This is a genomic window from Microbispora sp. H10885, from assembly GCF_014161415.1.
Lineage (GTDB): Bacteria > Actinomycetota > Actinomycetes > Streptosporangiales > Streptosporangiaceae > Microbispora > Microbispora triticiradicis.
In genome coordinates this window covers 371,864-388,227 of the sequence record NZ_JABBWY010000008.1, presented here as the reverse complement: position 1 = coordinate 388,227, position 16,364 = coordinate 371,864, and the positions used below count along the sequence as shown (strand labels likewise).

Here is a 16,364-nt window from a genome sequence, read left to right as displayed (position 1 = left end):
GGCCCTCAGGGAGATTTGGTGAAAGCCGAGACGTACATATCGGTTGACATCGAGGCGGACGGCCCGATCCCGGGCCCGTACTCGATGGTCAGTTTCGGCATGACCGTGGCGGGCCGGATGATCGGACGGCGCTTCGAGCGGACCGATCCGGAGACCCGGACCTTCTACGCCGAACTGCGGCCGATCAGCGACGACTTCGTGCCGGAGGCGCTGGCGGTGAGCGGCCTCGACCGCGGCACGCTGCTGCGGGAGGGCCGCGATCCGGCGGAGGCGATGACGGCCGCGGCCGCCTGGGTCCGGGAGGTCTGCGGGGCCGACCTCCCGGTGCTCGCGGCCTTCCCACTGTCGTACGACTGGATGTGGATGTACTGGTACTTCCTGCGCTTCACGGGCGAGTCGCCGTTCGGTCACTCCCGGTGCATCGACATCAAGACGCTGTACGCGGCGAAGGCCGCCGTGCCGGTGGCCTGGGCCACCAAGCGGCAGATGCCGCGCGAGGTGCGGTCGAGCCGGCGGCACACCCACAACGCGCTCGACGACGCGATCGAGCAGGCCGAGCTGCTGCAGAACCTGATGGAGTGGCGATCTTCCGACAGGAAGCGCAAGGAAAGCTGACTCTGACAATTCAGTCAATTTTCGAGTCATCTCACTATCCGACACGCCGTTTGTCCGCTTTGGGGGTTTCGGGTATCCTTTAAAGGCAAGAAATGACCGTACTAAGTCATTTCTACTTTTTCGTGCGGACATATTTAGTTACCTGCAAGTTTACTTCGCGTCACCTCATAAGCCCCATCTGCCCTTGATGAAACACATTTCACTCTGATAACAGATGGATCGTTCCAGGCAAGCCAGGCATATCGCCACGTATCTTCTCTACCTGTCGCCAAGCGAGCAGGTCGCCCCACGCACGTGGGCAGGCGGATAAATGTCGGGGAGGATCCGTGGGGTCAGATTCGAATTGGCTCGATACCGCCTATGAATGGCTGGTGCGCACCGGAACGGACGGTTCCTGGCGCAATCTGATCCCGCTGGGCCTGGCCGGACTGCTCGTGTGGGGACTGTGGATCTATCGGGTGGTGCTGTCCCGGCTGGCCAGGCCGATCGTGAACGGCTACCGGACGACGGTCTCCGTGGTGGTCCCGTCCTATCGCGAGGATCCCGAGATCCTGGTGCGCTGCCTGGAGAGCTGGCTGGCCCAGGACCCGCTCGAAGTGATCATCGTCGTCGACGTGGGCGACACCGAGTGCCACGCCAAGCTCGCGAAGGTGGAGGACCCCCGGCTGCACGTCCTCATCTACGAGCACGCGGGCAAGCGCTCCGCACTGGGGGTCGGCATCCGGGCCGCGCAGGGCGAGGTCGTGGTCTTCGCCGACTCCGACACGTGGTGGCAGCCCGGCCTGCTCGACGCGGTGCAGATGCCCTTCGAGGACCCGGCCGTCGGCGGCGTGGGCACCCAGCAGAACGTCTACCAGCGGACCACCAGCGTCTGGCGGCGCGTCGCGGACTGGCTGGTCAACCTCCGCTACTACGACTACGTGCCGGCGATGGGCAGCAGGGGCGGCGTGGCCTGCCTGTCCGGCCGTACGGCGGCCTACCGCCGCGCGGCCATCCTCCCGGTGGTCCAGCACCTGGAGAACGAGTTCTTCCTCGGCCGCCGCTGCATCGCCGGTGACGACGGCCGGCTCACCTGGCTGGTCCTCGCCTCCGGCTACAAGACGGTGCACCAGTCGACCGCGCGGGCCATATCGATGTTCCCCTCCTCCTTCCGCGCCTTCGTCAAGCAGCGCGTCCGGTGGAGCCGCAACTCCTACCGTTGCTACCTCACCGCCCTGTGGAAGGGGTGGCTGTGGAAGACGCCGCTGGTGACCAAGGTGACCGTGCTGCAGATCCTGCTCACCCCGGTGACCATGGGCATCACGCTGGCCTACCTGTTCTTCAGCAGGCTCCAGCCCACCCTGCCGAGCATCGCGCTCGCCGTCGGCTGGGTGCTCCTCAGCCGGGGCGTCCGCGGCTGGTCGCACCTGCGCCGCCACCCCGGGGAGATCTGGCTCCTGCCGCTGGTCTGCCTGGTGGTCATCATGATCGCGCTGCCGATCAAGCTGTACGCGTTCGTCACCATGAACAAGCAGGGATGGCTGACCCGCTCGTCCAACCAGATGGGCGGGGCGGGCCAGACCGCGGCCACCCTCAAGGGGGTGGCCTGAGTGAGGCGGTCGCTGCCCGCTCTTCTGACGGCGGCGGCCCTCACGCTCGGCACGGGCGGCGCGGCGGCCGCGGCCGCCCCCGTACGCGGCGGGCTCGCGGCGGCCGCGGAGCCGACGCCGGTGGATCTCGTGGACCCGGCGGCGCCCCCGTCCGACCGGGAGAACAGCCCGGCTCCCTCGCCCGATCCGACGCCGACCGAGACCTCCCGGCCGTCCCCCACCCCCAAGCGGAGCCCGTCGTCCCGCCCCACCCGCTCGTCCGCCCGGCCTCCTGAGGCCACCCGTACGCCGGGGACCGGCACGGCCGGGACTGCGCGGCCGACTCCTTCGGGTGGCCAGAGCCTGCCGGCTCCCACGCGGGAGGAGCCGAAGGAGGAAGAGGAGCCGCCACCGCCGCTGGAGAAGGCGGTCATGGCCGACGACGAGACGCTGAAGGCCGGCCTGATCTCCGCCGACGCCGAGGCGCAGGCGCGGCTGGTGGACGTCGAGGACCAGCGCATCATCCAGACCCGGGCCGCGCTCACAGCCCTGCTGCAGGCCGGCGGCATCGCCGCGGCCCAGCGCAAACGGCCCCAGGTCTTCGTCTCGGCGTACGGCAGGACCCTGGTGCTGCCCGCGCGCAACGACACCACGGCCCCCTACACGCTGCGTGACATCGCGGCGGTGGAGAAGGGCCGTTACCTGCGGCGGATGAAGGACGGCTCCTACCTGCTCGGCGTGCAGGTCTTCGTGGCCGACGGGGCGAGCCTGCAGTTGCGCGGGCCGCTGACGCTGCGGATGGGCAGCCTGCCGGGGTCGTTCAGCTCGATCATCTCGTTCGGCGGCGACATCGACATCAAGGGCACCGCCGCCAAGCCGGTCCGGATCACCAGCTGGGACGTGCGCACGCGCAAGCCCGACCTGACCACCACCGACGGCCGCGCCTACATCAGGGCGGTCGGCGGCAAGTTCGAGATGTCGTACGCCGAGGTCTCCGACCTCGGCTTCTGGAGCGGCCGCACCGGGGGCATCGCGCTCACCGGCACCGAGCGGCCGGCGAGCGTCTACCGGCACCGCACCAAGACGCAGCGGCATCAGGACAAGGCGGAGCGCCTGTCCAAGGCCGGCAGCCAGCGGGGCGGGAGCAGCTTCGGCGACGTGGAGACCATCCCGATCGGCCCCGGCACGGCGACGCACGTGCTCGCCGACGACCTGGTGTCCGGGTCGATCAGGCACAGCGTCATCACCGGCAACGCGTACGGGCTGTTCGTCTCGGGGTCGAACCAGACGCAGATCGTCGACGACGAGATCAGGGACAGCCTGGCGCACGGCGTCTTCCTGCACCGTTTCGTGAACAGCGCGACCGTCCAGTCGACCAAGGTGATCGGCAGCGGCGGCGACGGCTTCGTGCTGTCGCGGGCGACCGAGAAGGTGCAGATCACCGACTGCCTCGCGGAGCGCAACGGCCGCAACGGCTTCACACTCAACGGGCAGGCCCTCGCGCAGGGCCCGTCCGCGAGCGGCGAGTCGCTGGCCGTCTACGGCGACAACTCGGTCAACGACAGCGTCGCCCGCGACAACGGGAGGTACGGCGTCGAGGTGCTCGGCGGCAGCCGCCTGTCCGTCTACACCAGCGAGATCACCGGTGGCGACATGGGGATCGTGGTCCGCGAGGGCGCCAGCGAGGTGCAGATCTCCGGCAACAGGCTGTCCGGCCAGGCCCGGCAGGGCATCGCGCTGCGCGACGGCGCGACCGCCGGCCACGTGGCCGGGAACACGATCACGGACACCCTGACCGGGATCTACCTGCGCGACTCCAACGCCAAGGTGGTGGGAAACAAGATCACGACCCTGGTGAAGCCCCGGGCACACGGGATCACCATGGTCGGCGACGTCGGCGCCACCGAGATCACCCGCAACACCGTCATCGGCTCGGGCACCAGCGCGATCAGCGTCTCGCGGTCCGCCCACCGGGTGAACGAGCACGACAACGTCGAGGACGCCTGGCACGACACCTCGACGTTCTGGGTCAAGGCCAAGCGTTACGTCAAGCCGATGAACCTGATCTGGGCCGCGGTCATCCTCCTGGTCATCGTGTCGGCGCTGCGGTCGCGCCAGGCGGGAGCCGATCGCCGGCGGCGCCGTTCCGCGATCGGCGACCCCTACGCGCGCCAGCGGGTGCTGGAGGAGCGGCCCGTCCTCGCGCTGCGTCCCGCCGGGGCCGCGCCGGCCCGCTCCGCGTACGGCGGAGACCGGCCACGGCACCGCGAGCCGTCGCTGCCGATCCACCATCCGGCCCCGGCCCCGGCCGCGCCCGCGACGGGAGGCCTGACGTCATGAGCGACACCCCCCGGCCCCGCAGCCGCGCCCTGCTCATGATCCTGGTGCTGGGCCTGGTCGCCGCCTGCACCTGGGCGTACCTCGCCTACACCGACGGAGCCGAGCCCCCGCCCGCGATCAACGACGTGCCCCAGGCGGAGGCCCAGCAGCAGTCGACGCTGGTCGACCAGGAGTCGCTGCGGGTCATGCAGACCCGGGCGACGCTGTCATCGGCGCTCGCGCGGGGCGGGCCGGCCGCGGCGCAGGCCCGGGTGCCGCACATCTCCAGCTCGGCCAACGGGCAGACGCTGGTGCTGCCCCAGCGGCGTGACCCGTACCGCATCGCCGACCTGGAGCGCCTCGGCCTGGAGCAGTTCCAGAAGCAGTCGGACGGCTCCTTCGTGCTCGGCATCAACGTGTTCCTCGGCCCCGGGGCCAAGCTGGTGCTGCAGAACGCGCAGGGCCCGCTCGTGATCCGGATGCGCAGCGAACCCGGCGCCTTCGTCTCGATCGTGGGCTTCGACGCGAGCATCCGGGTCAACGGCTCGGCCCAGAACCCGGTGCGGATCACCAGCTGGAACCCCCACACCAGGACGGCGGACACACAGGTCTCCGACGGCCGCGCGTACCTGCGGGCCATCGGCGGAGAGCTCAGGATGAGCCACGCCCGGGTCGAGTACCTCGGCTTCTGGAGCGGCCCGACCGGCGGCCTGGCGCTGACGGGCACCGACCGGCCCGCCGAGACCGCCGAGCGGATCCCCGTACGCCCGGGCGTGGCGGCCACCGCCGCTCCCGGCACCTCGGGGTCCGGCAGGAAGCCGGCCGACAGGGAGGACGCCGAGCGGAAGACGCTCCTGCCCAACGGCCTGCTCGTGCCGAGCCGGGGCGGCGACGACGAGGTCGAGATCACCGACAGCGCGGGCGGCAGCAAGGTCGCCTACCAGATGCCCCAGGCCAACCTGGTCACCGGTGAGATCAGTGACACCACGGTCGTCGGCAACGCGTACGGCGTCTTCATCAGCGCGTCGGACCAGACCCGCATCACCAACGTCACGATCGGCGACAGCCTGATCCACGGCGTGCTGCTGCACCGGTTCGCGCGTAACGCCTCCATCGAGAACACCACCGTGACCGGCAGCCGGGGCGACGGGTTCGTGCTGTCCCGGGGGACGCAGAACGTCACGATCACGGGATCGACGGCCGAACGCAACGCGGGCAACGGTTTCACGATCAGCGGCCTCCCGCTGGCCCAGGGCCCCTCCGCGTCCGGCGAGTCCCTGCGCAGCTTCGGCGGCGACTCGCTGCTCAGCAGCGCCGCCCGCGACAACGGCCGGTACGGCGTGGAGGTGCAGGGTGGCATCCGGCCGGTCGTGCAGACCACCGAGGTCGTCGGCGGGGAGATGGGCATCGTCGTGAGCAAGGACGCCACCGGCGCGCAGGTCTCCGGCAACCGGGTCAGGGGCCAGAGCAGTCAGGGCATCGTGCTGCGCGACGGGGTCGTGTCGGCCCGCGTCAGCGGCAACATCGTCAGGGAGGTCCCGACCGCGATCTACGTCAGGAACTCCCGGGTCACGGTCACGGCCAACACCGTGCAGTCGGCCTCGCTGCACGCGATCTCCGTGCTCGGCGCGGCCGGGGGCAGCGAGATCACCGGCAACACCCTGGGCGGCGCCGGCCGCAGCGCGCTGGACACCGCCCGGGCCACCGGGTCGCTGACCGTCGCGCGGAACAACACCGGCGGCTGGCAGGACACGGCCGGCTTCTGGACCATGGTCAAGCGGATCGCCAAGCCGATGAACCTGATCTGGTTCGGCGTGATCCTCCTCATCGTGATCGCCGCGATCCGGGCGCTGAACGGCGACGGCCCCCGGGCCGGCCGCCGCTTCGTCGACCCGTACGAGAAGCAGGCGGTGCTGGAGGAACGGCCGGCCAGCGAGCTGCGGACCGCCGCCGTCGCGGCCGCCGGGAAGGGGGACTGAGCGGTGGACCGCTACATCGACCGCAGGACCCTGGTGGGGATGCTCGTCGGGGCGGCCCTCACGATAGTCGTCGTGGTGCTGCTGCGCGGGCTGTTCGGCGGGGGCTCGGAGCCCCCTGTCGAGGACATCCGCCCGGTGGGCGGGAACACCCAGCCCCCGGGGGCGATGGACGACGGCTCCCAGGACCTCCAGAACTCCCGGCCGGACGACGGCGGGAAGGACGAGGACCAGGACGCGCCGCTGGACGGGGACGAGGCGGTGCCGTTCGTCCCGACGCAGGACCCGCCCGCCGTCCCGGTCCCCGAGGGACCGGGGAAGATCGACTGCCCCGAGGCCACGGTGACGGTCGGCGACGCGGCCGGGCTGACCGAGGCGCTGAAGACCGCCGAGCCGGGCGCGGTGATCACGCTGGAGCCCGGCGTGTACGTCGGCAGGTTCGTCGCGACGGTCTCCGGCACCGCCTCCGAGCCGATCTTCGTCTGCGGCCCGGCCGACGCGGTCCTCGACGGCGGCGGGGTGAAGAAGGGCTACGCCTTCCACCTCAACCAGGTGAGCCACTGGCGGTTGATCGGCTTCGACGTCCGCAACGGCCAGAAGGGTGTGATGGCCGACCAGACCTCACACACGATCGTCCAGGGCCTGACCGTCCACGACATCGGGGACGAGGCCATCCACCTGCGCAACTTCAGCAGCGACAACACCGTGCAGTACAACACGGTCTACGCGACCGGCCTGCGCCGCGAGAGGTACGGCGAGGGCGTCTACCTCGGCACCGCCGAGAGCAACTGGGCGTCCTTCTCCGGCGGGAAGATGGACCGCAGCGACCGCAACGTCGTGCGCGGCAACGTCATCCGCGCCACCGCCGAGGCCGTGGACGTCAAGGAGGGCACCTCCGACGGCCGGATCGTCGGCAACGTCTTCGACGGCTCCACCCTGGGCGGGTCCAAGCACAACGACTCCTGGGTGGACGTCAAGGGCAACGGCTACGTCATCGAGCGCAACACCGGCAGCGGCACCAGCGAGGACGGCTTCCAGACCCACAGGATCGTGGACGGCTGGGGCACCGGCAACGTGTTCCGGGCCAACGTCATCGATCTCGGCGGCTCGGGCGGCTACGGCGTCAACGACACCGCCGGCGGCAACACGATCTCCTGCGACAACAAGGTCACCGGCGGAGCGCTGACCAAGAAGGGCGGCTGTTCCTGACCACGGCCCGGCGGAACCCCCGCCGGAGACCGACTCTCCGGCCGTCCGGCACACCCCGCCGGCGGTCACCAGGCACCGAGTCCGCCGGACGGCGACTCGCCGACACTCATTGGGATACTGACATGAGCGACGCCGAACTCCCCCGGCTGACGGTGATCGGGACCGGTTACCTCGGGGCGACACACGCCATCTGCATGGCCTCGCTGGGCTACGACGTGGTCGGGCTCGACGTGGACCCCGGGAAGATCCGCAAACTGCAGTCCGGGGAGGTGCCGTTCTTCGAGCCGGGCCTGCCCGAACTGCTGGCCAAGACCCTGGAGTCGGGACGGCTCCGGTTCACCACCTCCTACGCCGAGGCCGCCGAGCACGGCGACGTCCACTTCATCTGTGTGGGCACCCCCCAGCAGCCCGGCCTGGACGCCTGCGACCTCAGCTACGTCGACGCCGCCGTCCGGGGCCTGGCCCAGCACCTGACCCGGCGCTGCCTGGTCGTCGGCAAGTCGACCGTGCCGGTCGGCACCGCGGCCCGGCTGAGCGGCCTGCTGACCGAACTGGCCCCGGCCGGCGAGGAGGTGGAGCTGGCCTGGAACCCCGAGTTCCTGCGTGAGGGCTTCGCCGTCGACGACACGCTGCGGCCCGACCGGCTCGTCTTCGGCGTCGCCACGGAGTGGGCGCGGGAGCGGCTGGCCGCGGCGTTCGCGCCGATCCTCGACCTCGGCACCCCGACCGTGGTCACCGACCTCGCCACCGCCGAACTGGTCAAGGTCGCCGCCAACTCCTTCCTGGCCACCAAGATCTCCTACATCAACGCGATGGCCGAGATCTGCGAGGCCACCGGGGCCGACGTACACGACCTGGCGCAGGCCCTCGCCTACGACGACCGGATCGGCGGCCGCTTCCTCCAGCCCGGTCTCGGGTTCGGCGGCGGCTGCCTGCCCAAGGACATCCGGGCCTTCGCCCACCGGGCCGAGGAGATCGGCGTCGGCCAGGCCGTGTCCTTCCTGCGGGAGGTCGACGCCATCAACCGGCGCCGGCGCTCCCGCACGATCGACCTGGTCAGGGAGCTGCTCGGTGGCCACCTCAACGGCCAGCGGGTGGCCTGCCTCGGCGCCGCCTTCAAGCCCAACTCCGACGACATCAGGGACGCCCCGGCGCTCGACGTGGCCCGGACGATGCACGGCCTGGGCGCCAACGTACGGGTCTACGACCCGGCGGCGCTGGACAACGCCCGTCGCACCTACCCGGAGCTCAGGTACGGCACCAGCGCGATGGACGTGGCCAGGGACGCGGACGTGGTGGTGCTGCTCACCGAGTGGGCCGAGTTCCGCGAGATCCAGCCCGAGGCGCTGGCGGAGGTCGTCGCGCACCGGCGGATCGTGGACGGCCGGCACGCCCTCGACCGGGACACCTGGCGGGCGGCGGGCTGGGAGTACCGCGCCCTCGGCCGCCCCTGAAACTCCGTGGGTCACCCCCGCCGGGAGCCTCGCGCTCCCGGCGGCGGGACCTCAGCGGGGCGGCTTGGCCGGGTTGAGGTCGCCGGCGTGGAACCGGTTCTGCGTCGCCTCCAGGCCCGCCGTCATCAGCGACTCCACCATGTCGGCGGCCCGGTCCACCAGGAACGGCAGGTCCTTGCGCTCGGCCGTGGCGAAGTCGCGCAGCACGAACGCCGCCGGGTCCATCCGGCCCGGCGGGCGGCCGATGCCGAACCGGATGCGCGGGTAGTCGCGCGTGCCGAGCGACTTCGTGATCGACTTCAGGCCGTTGTGCCCGTTGTCGCCGCCGCCGAGCTTCGCCCGCAACGCGCCGTACGGGATGTCCAGCTCGTCGTGGACCACGGCGACCCGGTCAGGTGTGATCTTGTAGAAGTCGGCCAGCGCCTTGACCGGCCCGCCGGACAGGTTCATGAAGGACAGCGGCTTGGCCAGCACCACGGGCAGCGCGGCCAGACGGCCCTCGACCACCTCGGCCCGCGACCGGTGCGCCTTGAACCGCCCGCCCATCCGGGCCGCCAGCTCGTCGAGCACCATGAAGCCCGCGTTGTGGCGGTTCCCGGCGTACTCCGGCCCGGGGTTGCCCAGGCCCACGACCAGCCACCGCTCCGCGGCCGTGTCGGACATCGCTGTCTCCTCCACCGTCTCCACATATGGAAGAGTCCTCCGCGGGACACCCCGCGGAGGACTCTCTCACGAATCGGTCCTACTCGGCGGCCTCGGCGGTCTCGCCCTCGGCGGCGGCCTCGCCCTCCTCGGGCAGCCCGGCCGACGGAGCGCCGATCACGTGCAGCACCAGGGCCTCGGGGTCGCCGGCCAGCGTCGTGCCCTCCGGCAGCTTCAGGTCGCCCGCGAGCACCGTGTAGCCCTCTTCCTTGCCGTCCACGTCGATCTCGACGCCGGTCGGGATGTGGGTCGCCTCGGCCTCGACCGAGAGCGTGTTCAGCGGCTGGTCGACGATGGCGCTGCCGACCGTCTCGCCGACGACGGTGACCGGGATCTCGACGGTGACCTTCTCGCCCCGCTTGACCAGGAGCAGGTCGACGTGCTCCAGGAAGCCCTTGATCGGGTCGCGCTGGACGCCCTTGGGCAGCGCGATCTCGTCCACGCCCTCACCGTGCAGGCGGATGAGCACGTTGGGCGTGCGCAGCGCGAGCAGCAGCTCGTGGCCGGGGAGGGTCAGGTGCTTGGTCTCGGTGCCGTGGCCGTAGAGGACGGCGGGAACCTTGTTCGCCCGGCGGATCTTGCGGGCGGCGCCCTTGCCGAACTCGTCGCGGAGCTCGGCGGCGATGCGTACTTCGGACACGGCACATCTCCTAGGGATGTTCGACGGATGACGCGCTCCCCCTCACCCGCCCTAGCGGAAGGCGTTACGAGCGCAACCCCCTTACCTTATCGTGTCTCCCGCAGTGGCCAGGTGGCCGTTAGAGTGGCGGGATGCAACGTACGTCGTGTCAGGGCTGGTGGCGCTCCGGGTAGGAGCGGCCATCTCACGCGTACGACCGGGCCGTTCGGATGGACGGCCCTTTTTCGTGCTCCCTGGACGAGGGGTCGCCACCGGCGGCGGACCACCTGCCAAGGGAGAGATCACATGACGACCACTCTGGACAGCGGCCCGTCCGACGACCTCGGCGTGGCGGGCGCGCGACGGCGCGGCGCCGAGCTGGAGAGATCGATACGGGAGCGGCCCGGGACGTTCCGGGCGCTGACCGGGGACCGGCCGACCGGCCGGCTGCATCTGGGGCACTACTTCGGCACCCTGCAGAACCGCGTCCGCCTGCAGAACCTGGGCGTGGAGATGATGGTGCTCGTCGCGGACTACCAGGTCCTGACCGACCGGGACGTCGCCGACCGGCTCACCGAGCGCGTGGAGGACCTGGTGCTCGACTACCTGGCCGCGGGCCTCGACCCCGGCCGGGCCACGATCTTCACGCACAGCGCCGTGCCCGCGCTCAACCAGCTGCTCCTGCCGTTCCTCAGCCTGGTCTCGGTCGCGGAGCTGGGCCGCAACCCCACGGTCAAGGACGAGATCGCCCACTCTCGGCAGTCGGCGGTCAGCGGGCTGATGTTCACCTATCCCGTGCACCAGGCGGCCGACATCCTGTTCTGCAAGGCCGGAATCGTCCCGGTCGGGCAGGACCAGCTGCCCCACCTGGAGGTCGCCCGCATCATCGCGCGCCGCTTCAACAACCGCTACGGCACCCCCTCGAACCCGGTGTTCCCCGAGCCCGAGGCGCTGCTGTCCGCGGCGCCCCTGCTGCTCGGGACCGACGGCGCCAAGATGAGCAAGAGCCGGGGCAACGCCGTCGCCCTGGCCGCGACCGCCGACGAGACCGCCCGGCTGATCCGCGGCGCGAAGACCGACGCCGAGCGCCACATCACCTACGACCCGGTCGCCCGGCCCGAGGTGTCCAGCCTCGTCCTCCTGGCCGCGCTGTGCCTCGGCCGGGACCCGCACGAGGTCGCCGCCGGGATCGGCGGCCGGGGGGCCGCCGCGCTGAAGGCGCTGGTCACCGACGCGATCAACGACCACTTCGCGCCGCTGCGGGCACGGCGGGCCGAACTCGCCGGGGATCGCGGCCACGTCCGCCGGGTGCTCCGCGACGGCAACGCACGCGCCGCCGCCGTCGCCGCCGCGACCCTCGCGGAGGTGCGTACGGCGATGGGCGCCGTCTACTGACCACCGCTCCCAGGCGAACTGCGCGGGCCCCCGGGTACGTCCGGGGGTCCCGAGCGGGTCAGGCGTCGCCCTCGAAGAGGCTGGTGACGGAGCCGTCGGTGAAGACCTCGGTGATGGCCCGGGCGATCAGCGGGGCGATCGACATCACCGTGAGGCTGTCGAACCTCTTCTCCTCCTCGATGGGCAGCGTGTTGGTCACGACCACCTCGGAGATCCGGGAGTTCTTCAGACGGTCCACGGCGGGCCCGGAGAACACCGCGTGGGTGGCGGCCACGATGACGTCGGTCGCGCCGTGCTCGTACAGGGCGTCGGCCGCCTTGCAGATCGAGCCGCCGGTGTCGATCATGTCGTCGATCAGCACGCAGGTCCGGCCGTGGACCTTGCCGACCACCTCGTGCACCTTCACCTGGTTCGCCACGTCGAGGTCGCGCCGCTTGTGGATGAACGCCACCGGGGTGCCCAGGGTGTCGGACCAGCGCTCGGCGAGCCGCACGCGGCCGGTGTCGGGCGAGACGATCGTGGTCGTCGCCGGGTCGAGCTTGCCACGCAGGTAGTTGATCAGCACGGGCATCGCGAACAGGTGGTCCACCGGACCGTCGAAGAAGCCCTGGATCTGCGAGGTGTGCAGGTCGATGGACATCATCCGGTCGGCGCCCGCCTGCTTGAACAGGTCGGCCACCAGCCGGGCGGTGATCGGCTCCCGGCCGCGGCCCTTCTTGTCCTGGCGGGCGTAGCCGTAGAACGGCATGATCACGGTGATCCGCTTGGCCGAGGCCCGCTTGAGCGCGTCCACCATGATCAGCTGTTCCATGATCCACTGGTTGATCGGCGCGGTGTGGCTCTGCATCACGAAGGCGTCGCAGCCGCGCACCGACTCCAGGTAGCGCACGTAGATCTCGCCGCTCGCGAAGTCGCGCAGCGCGGTCGGCGTGATCTCGACACCGAGGGCCTTCGCGACCTCCTCGGCGAGCTCGGGGTGGGCCCGGCCGGAGAAGAACATGAGGTTCCGCTCGCCGGTCGTCTTCTTGCCGCTCATGCCGCGCTCCTCGCGTGTCGAGCCTGTCGGCCGTGCCGGGCCTGCTGTGGCCGGGCCGGCCGGTCCGCGGTGCCCTCGCCTCGCCCGGGGCCCGCGAACCCCTTCGCCCCGTCGATGTGGTCGGTCACGGTGTCCTCCTGGCCTGGCCCTTCGGCGCTACGCGGTCGGGCAACCGCGCCTCGTACTCTTCCTGTCCCCGCGCGGCACGCTGGGGCGCGTGCCGTGGGTGGTCCTTACCGCGCGGCGGTGTCCCCGCCGTCCTGCTCGGGCGCGCCGCTCTCCGGGGCGGCCAGCGCCCGCCGGGCCGCCTCGTCGGACGGGGTGCCGCCCCTGCGGCGCGCCACCCAGCCCTCGATGTTGCGCTGCCTGCCGCGGGCGACCGCCATCGCCCCGGGCGGCACGTCGGACGTGATCACCGAGCCGGCGGCGGTGTAGGCGCCGTCGCCGATCGTGACCGGTGCCACGAGCATGTTGTCGCTGCCCACGCGGACGTGGTCGCCCACCACGGTGTGGTGCTTGCCCACGCCGTCGTAGTTGACGAAGACGCAGGCGGCGCCGATGTTCGAGCCGGTGCCGATCGTCGCGTCGCCGACGTACGTGAGGTGCGGGACCTTGGAGCCCTCGCCGATCCGCGCGTTCTTGGTCTCGACGTACGCGCCGATCTTGCCGCCCCGCCCGAGCACGGTGCCGGGGCGCAGGTAGGCGAACGGGCCCACGGTGGCGCCGGCGCCGATCTCCGCACCGTCGGCCACGGTGTTGCGCACGACGGCCTCCTCGCCGACGACGGTGTCGGTCAGCGTGCTGCCCGGCCCCACCTCGGCCCCCGCCCCGATCCTCGTGGCGCCCCTGAGCTGGGTGCCGGGATGGATCACGACGTCGGGCTCCATGACGACACCGGCGTCCACCCACGTGCCGGCCGGGTCGACGACGGTGACCCCGGCGCGCATGTGCGCCTCCAGGATGCGGTCGTTGAGCACCCGCCGCACGAAGGCGAGCTGGACGCGGTCGTTGACGCCCTCGACCTCCGCGTGGTCGGCGGCGACGTGGGCGCCGACCCGGTGGCCGTCCTCGCGGAGGATGGCCAGCACGTCGGTCAGATACTCCTCGCCCTGGGCGTTGGCGGCGCCGATCCGGCGCAGGCCGTCGGCCAGCAGCGCGCCGTCGAAGGCGTACACGCCCGAGTTCATCTCGCTGATCGCGCGCTGCTCGGGGGACGCGTCCTTCTCCTCGACGATCTCCAGCACCGCGCCGCTCCCGTCGCGCACGATGCGGCCGTAGCCGGTGGGGTCGGGGACCACGGCGGTCAGCACGGTGACGGCGTTGCCGTCGGCGGCGTGCCGCTCCAGCAGCGCCGCCAGGGTCTCGGCGCGCAGCAGCGGCGTGTCGCCGTACGTCACCAGGATGGTGCCCTCGATCGGGCCCTCGGCCTCCAGCGCGGTGCGCACGGCGTGGCCGGTGCCGTTCCGCTTCTCCTGCACGACCGTGCGGGCGTCCGGCGCGGTCTCCGCCAGGTGGGGACCGACCTGTTCGCGCGCGTGGCCGATGACGACGACCAGCCGTTCGGGGGCGAGGCCGCGGGCGGCGGCGAGCATGTGGTCCACGAGCGCACGGCCGCAGACTTCGTGGAGGACCTTGGGGGTTTTCGACTTCATCCGGGTGCCCTCGCCGGCGGCGAGGACGATCACGGCTGCCGGGCGCGGCACACTCACGGACTGAGGCTCCCTCGGCGTCGCGGCTTACTACACACGAAACGTGGCGCGGCTTCCATGCGTCCACTACCCCGGAACCGCACGGTCACCCGCTCGACAAGGTGAGCTTACCTGCCGTCCCCCGAGTGGGAACCAGGCCCCCCGGAGCGCACGGCGAACGGACGGGCTGGCTCCCGGGGGAGGATTCGAACCTCCGTTGACAGAACCAAAATCTGTAGTCTTGCCCCTAGACGACCCGGGAATGGGCCAAAGCCCCGTTTGTCCGATTCCAACAGGCGCCGGAATCCGACCTCAGGATACAGAGCCGACCCCTCGCGCGCGCCCCCAAAAAGCGACGCCCATCGGCCCGGCTCACCCCGCCCGACCCCTCCAGCCGACCCCCTGCCCGGACCCGTGGTCCGCGACCGGAGCCGGACCACCCGACAGCGGGCCTCGGGATGTTATCTAAGCCACATTTCGGGCAGGGCGTCGTAGACCTCGCGCGGCCGGCGACGAGCCTCTGAGGTGGGGCATCGGGCTTTACCAGATTGCCGAGAGTTGGTGCAAGACGTGGATTCGCCACCAGATGTGGCCCCGCGCGTCACCTTCCACACATTCGCTCTTAGGGGTTCCTAACTTACGATGGCGTAAGTTACGGTCGCGTAGCCAGACAATCTTCCCAACACCCGTGAGGTAGCCCATGACCGTCGTCACCGACCGCGCCGCACCACAGCCGAAGCCGGACTTCGAACCGCAGGACAAGAGCAAGGCCGACTTGGTTGTCTTCGCGATCGTCGTCGGCGCGCCGATCCTGGCGGTCTTCGCCGCGGTGCCGTTCGCCTGGGGCTGGGGCCTGGGCTGGACGGACGTCGTGATCGCCGCGGTGTTCTACATCGTGTCCGGCCTGGGCGTCACCGTCGGATACCACCGCTACTTCACGCACGGATCGTTCAAGCCGAACCGGCCGCTGAAGATCGCCCTCGGCATCGCCGGCAGCCTCTCGCTGGAGATGTCCGTGCTCGACTGGGTGGCCGCCCACCGCAAGCACCACAAGTTCTCCGACAAGGAGGGCGACCCGCACTCGCCGTGGCGCTTCGGCCCCGGCTTCAAGTCCATGTGCAAGGGCCTGCTGTACGCCCACATCGGCTGGCTGTTCGAGTCCGAGCGGGTCAACCGCGCCAAGTACGCCCCGGACCTGATGAAGGACCCGGACGTGATGAAGCTGCACCGGGCCTTCCCGGCCCTGGCGATCACCTCCCTGCTGCTCCCGGCGATCCTGGGCGGCCTGATCAGCTGGTCCTGGCAGGGCGCGGTGACCGCGTTCTTCTGGGGCACGGTCATCCGGATCGGCCTGCTGCACCACGTCACCTGGTCGATCAACTCCATCTGCCACGTCTTCGGCGAGGAGGTCTTCGAGTCGCGTGACAAGTCCCGCAACGTGTGGTGGCTGGCGATTCCCTCGTTCGGCGAGTCGTGGCACAACCTGCACCACTCGGACCCCACCTGCGCCCGGCACGGCGCGCTGAAGGGCCAGATCGACCTGAGCGCCGGCCTCATCCGCTGGTTCGAGAAGGCCGGCTGGGCCCGCGACGTGCGCTGGCCGACACCGGAGCGGCTGGCGGCGAAGCGCATTGCCTGACGTTCCCGTCGGCGCGGATGGCGGGGCCGCTTTCGCACAGGCGGCGGCCCTGTCTCCCACCACCTCTCCCATGACGTCCGTTCCGGTGACGTCCGCCACGATGGCGGCCGCACCGGTGGCGGCCGCACCGGCGCCGCTCCCCTT

General features: G+C 71.0%; 12 protein-coding genes and 1 tRNA gene. 8 read left to right on the top strand and 5 right to left on the bottom strand.

Annotated features, from left to right (window positions below):
• Nucleotides 1-18 precede the first annotated feature (18 nt).
• From HHX37_RS23065 to HHX37_RS23040, 6 genes are all read left to right on the top strand, one after another.
• The gene (locus tag HHX37_RS23065; RefSeq protein ID WP_111701383.1) at nucleotides 19-615 is read left to right on the top strand and encodes an exonuclease; all 597 of its coding nucleotides are present in this window, start codon (nucleotides 19-21) and stop codon (nucleotides 613-615) included.
• A 371-nt stretch (nucleotides 616-986) separates the two neighbouring features.
• Complete coding sequence (locus HHX37_RS23060) at nucleotides 987-2,204, top strand: glycosyltransferase family 2 protein (RefSeq protein WP_220499750.1); 1,218 nt, start codon at nucleotides 987-989, stop codon at nucleotides 2,202-2,204.
• Nucleotides 2,205-4,523 (top strand): right-handed parallel beta-helix repeat-containing protein, encoded by a 2,319-nt coding sequence (locus tag HHX37_RS37865; RefSeq protein WP_182886718.1) that lies wholly within the window; start codon nucleotides 2,205-2,207, stop codon nucleotides 4,521-4,523.
• Nucleotides 4,520-6,481, top strand: a complete 1,962-nt coding sequence (locus tag HHX37_RS23050; RefSeq protein WP_182886717.1) for a right-handed parallel beta-helix repeat-containing protein — start codon at nucleotides 4,520-4,522, stop codon at nucleotides 6,479-6,481. The genes HHX37_RS37865 and HHX37_RS23050 overlap by 4 nt, the downstream gene beginning before the upstream one ends.
• 3 nt (nucleotides 6,482-6,484) lie before the next feature.
• The gene (locus HHX37_RS23045) at nucleotides 6,485-7,687 is read left to right on the top strand and encodes a NosD domain-containing protein (protein WP_220499749.1); all 1,203 of its coding nucleotides are present in this window, start codon (nucleotides 6,485-6,487) and stop codon (nucleotides 7,685-7,687) included.
• A 122-nt stretch (nucleotides 7,688-7,809) separates the two neighbouring features.
• A complete protein-coding gene (locus tag HHX37_RS23040; RefSeq protein WP_111701387.1) occupies nucleotides 7,810-9,141 on the top strand; it encodes a UDP-glucose dehydrogenase family protein in 1,332 nt (443 codons plus the stop codon).
• A 51-nt stretch (nucleotides 9,142-9,192) separates the two neighbouring features.
• Here the strand turns inward: HHX37_RS23040 and pth are convergent, their stop codons facing one another.
• Entirely contained in the window at nucleotides 9,193-9,804 is a 612-nt protein-coding gene (pth, locus tag HHX37_RS23035; RefSeq protein WP_182886716.1) for an aminoacyl-tRNA hydrolase, read from the bottom strand.
• A 79-nt stretch (nucleotides 9,805-9,883) separates the two neighbouring features.
• Nucleotides 9,884-10,483, bottom strand: coding sequence for a 50S ribosomal protein L25/general stress protein Ctc (locus HHX37_RS23030; RefSeq protein ID WP_111701389.1), 600 nt, complete (start codon nucleotides 10,481-10,483; stop codon nucleotides 9,884-9,886).
• A 285-nt stretch (nucleotides 10,484-10,768) separates the two neighbouring features.
• Here HHX37_RS23030 and trpS point away from each other — a divergent pair, with 285 nt between their 5' ends.
• On the top strand, nucleotides 10,769-11,857 hold the full coding sequence (gene trpS / locus HHX37_RS23025; protein ID WP_182883307.1) for a tryptophan--tRNA ligase: 1,089 nt from the start codon (nucleotides 10,769-10,771) through the stop codon (nucleotides 11,855-11,857).
• Nucleotides 11,858-11,915: 58 nt separating this feature from the next.
• Here the strand turns inward: trpS and HHX37_RS23020 are convergent, their stop codons facing one another.
• From HHX37_RS23020 to HHX37_RS23010, 3 genes are all read right to left on the bottom strand, one after another.
• Nucleotides 11,916-12,893 carry a ribose-phosphate diphosphokinase gene (locus HHX37_RS23020; RefSeq protein WP_182875596.1) on the bottom strand — a complete coding sequence of 326 codons (978 nt, stop codon included), beginning with the start codon at nucleotides 12,891-12,893 and terminating at the stop codon, nucleotides 11,916-11,918.
• Between the two features lie 233 nt (nucleotides 12,894-13,126).
• Nucleotides 13,127-14,602, bottom strand: a complete 1,476-nt coding sequence (gene glmU / locus HHX37_RS23015) for a bifunctional UDP-N-acetylglucosamine diphosphorylase/glucosamine-1-phosphate N-acetyltransferase GlmU (RefSeq protein WP_182883306.1) — start codon at nucleotides 14,600-14,602, stop codon at nucleotides 13,127-13,129.
• Between the two features lie 167 nt (nucleotides 14,603-14,769).
• A tRNA-Gln gene (locus tag HHX37_RS23010) sits at nucleotides 14,770-14,843 on the bottom strand.
• 438 nt (nucleotides 14,844-15,281) lie between these two features.
• Between HHX37_RS23010 and HHX37_RS23005 the strand changes: the two genes are divergently transcribed.
• A complete protein-coding gene (locus HHX37_RS23005; RefSeq protein WP_182886715.1) occupies nucleotides 15,282-16,220 on the top strand; it encodes an acyl-CoA desaturase in 939 nt (312 codons plus the stop codon).
• Nucleotides 16,221-16,364: the final 144 nt, after the last annotated feature.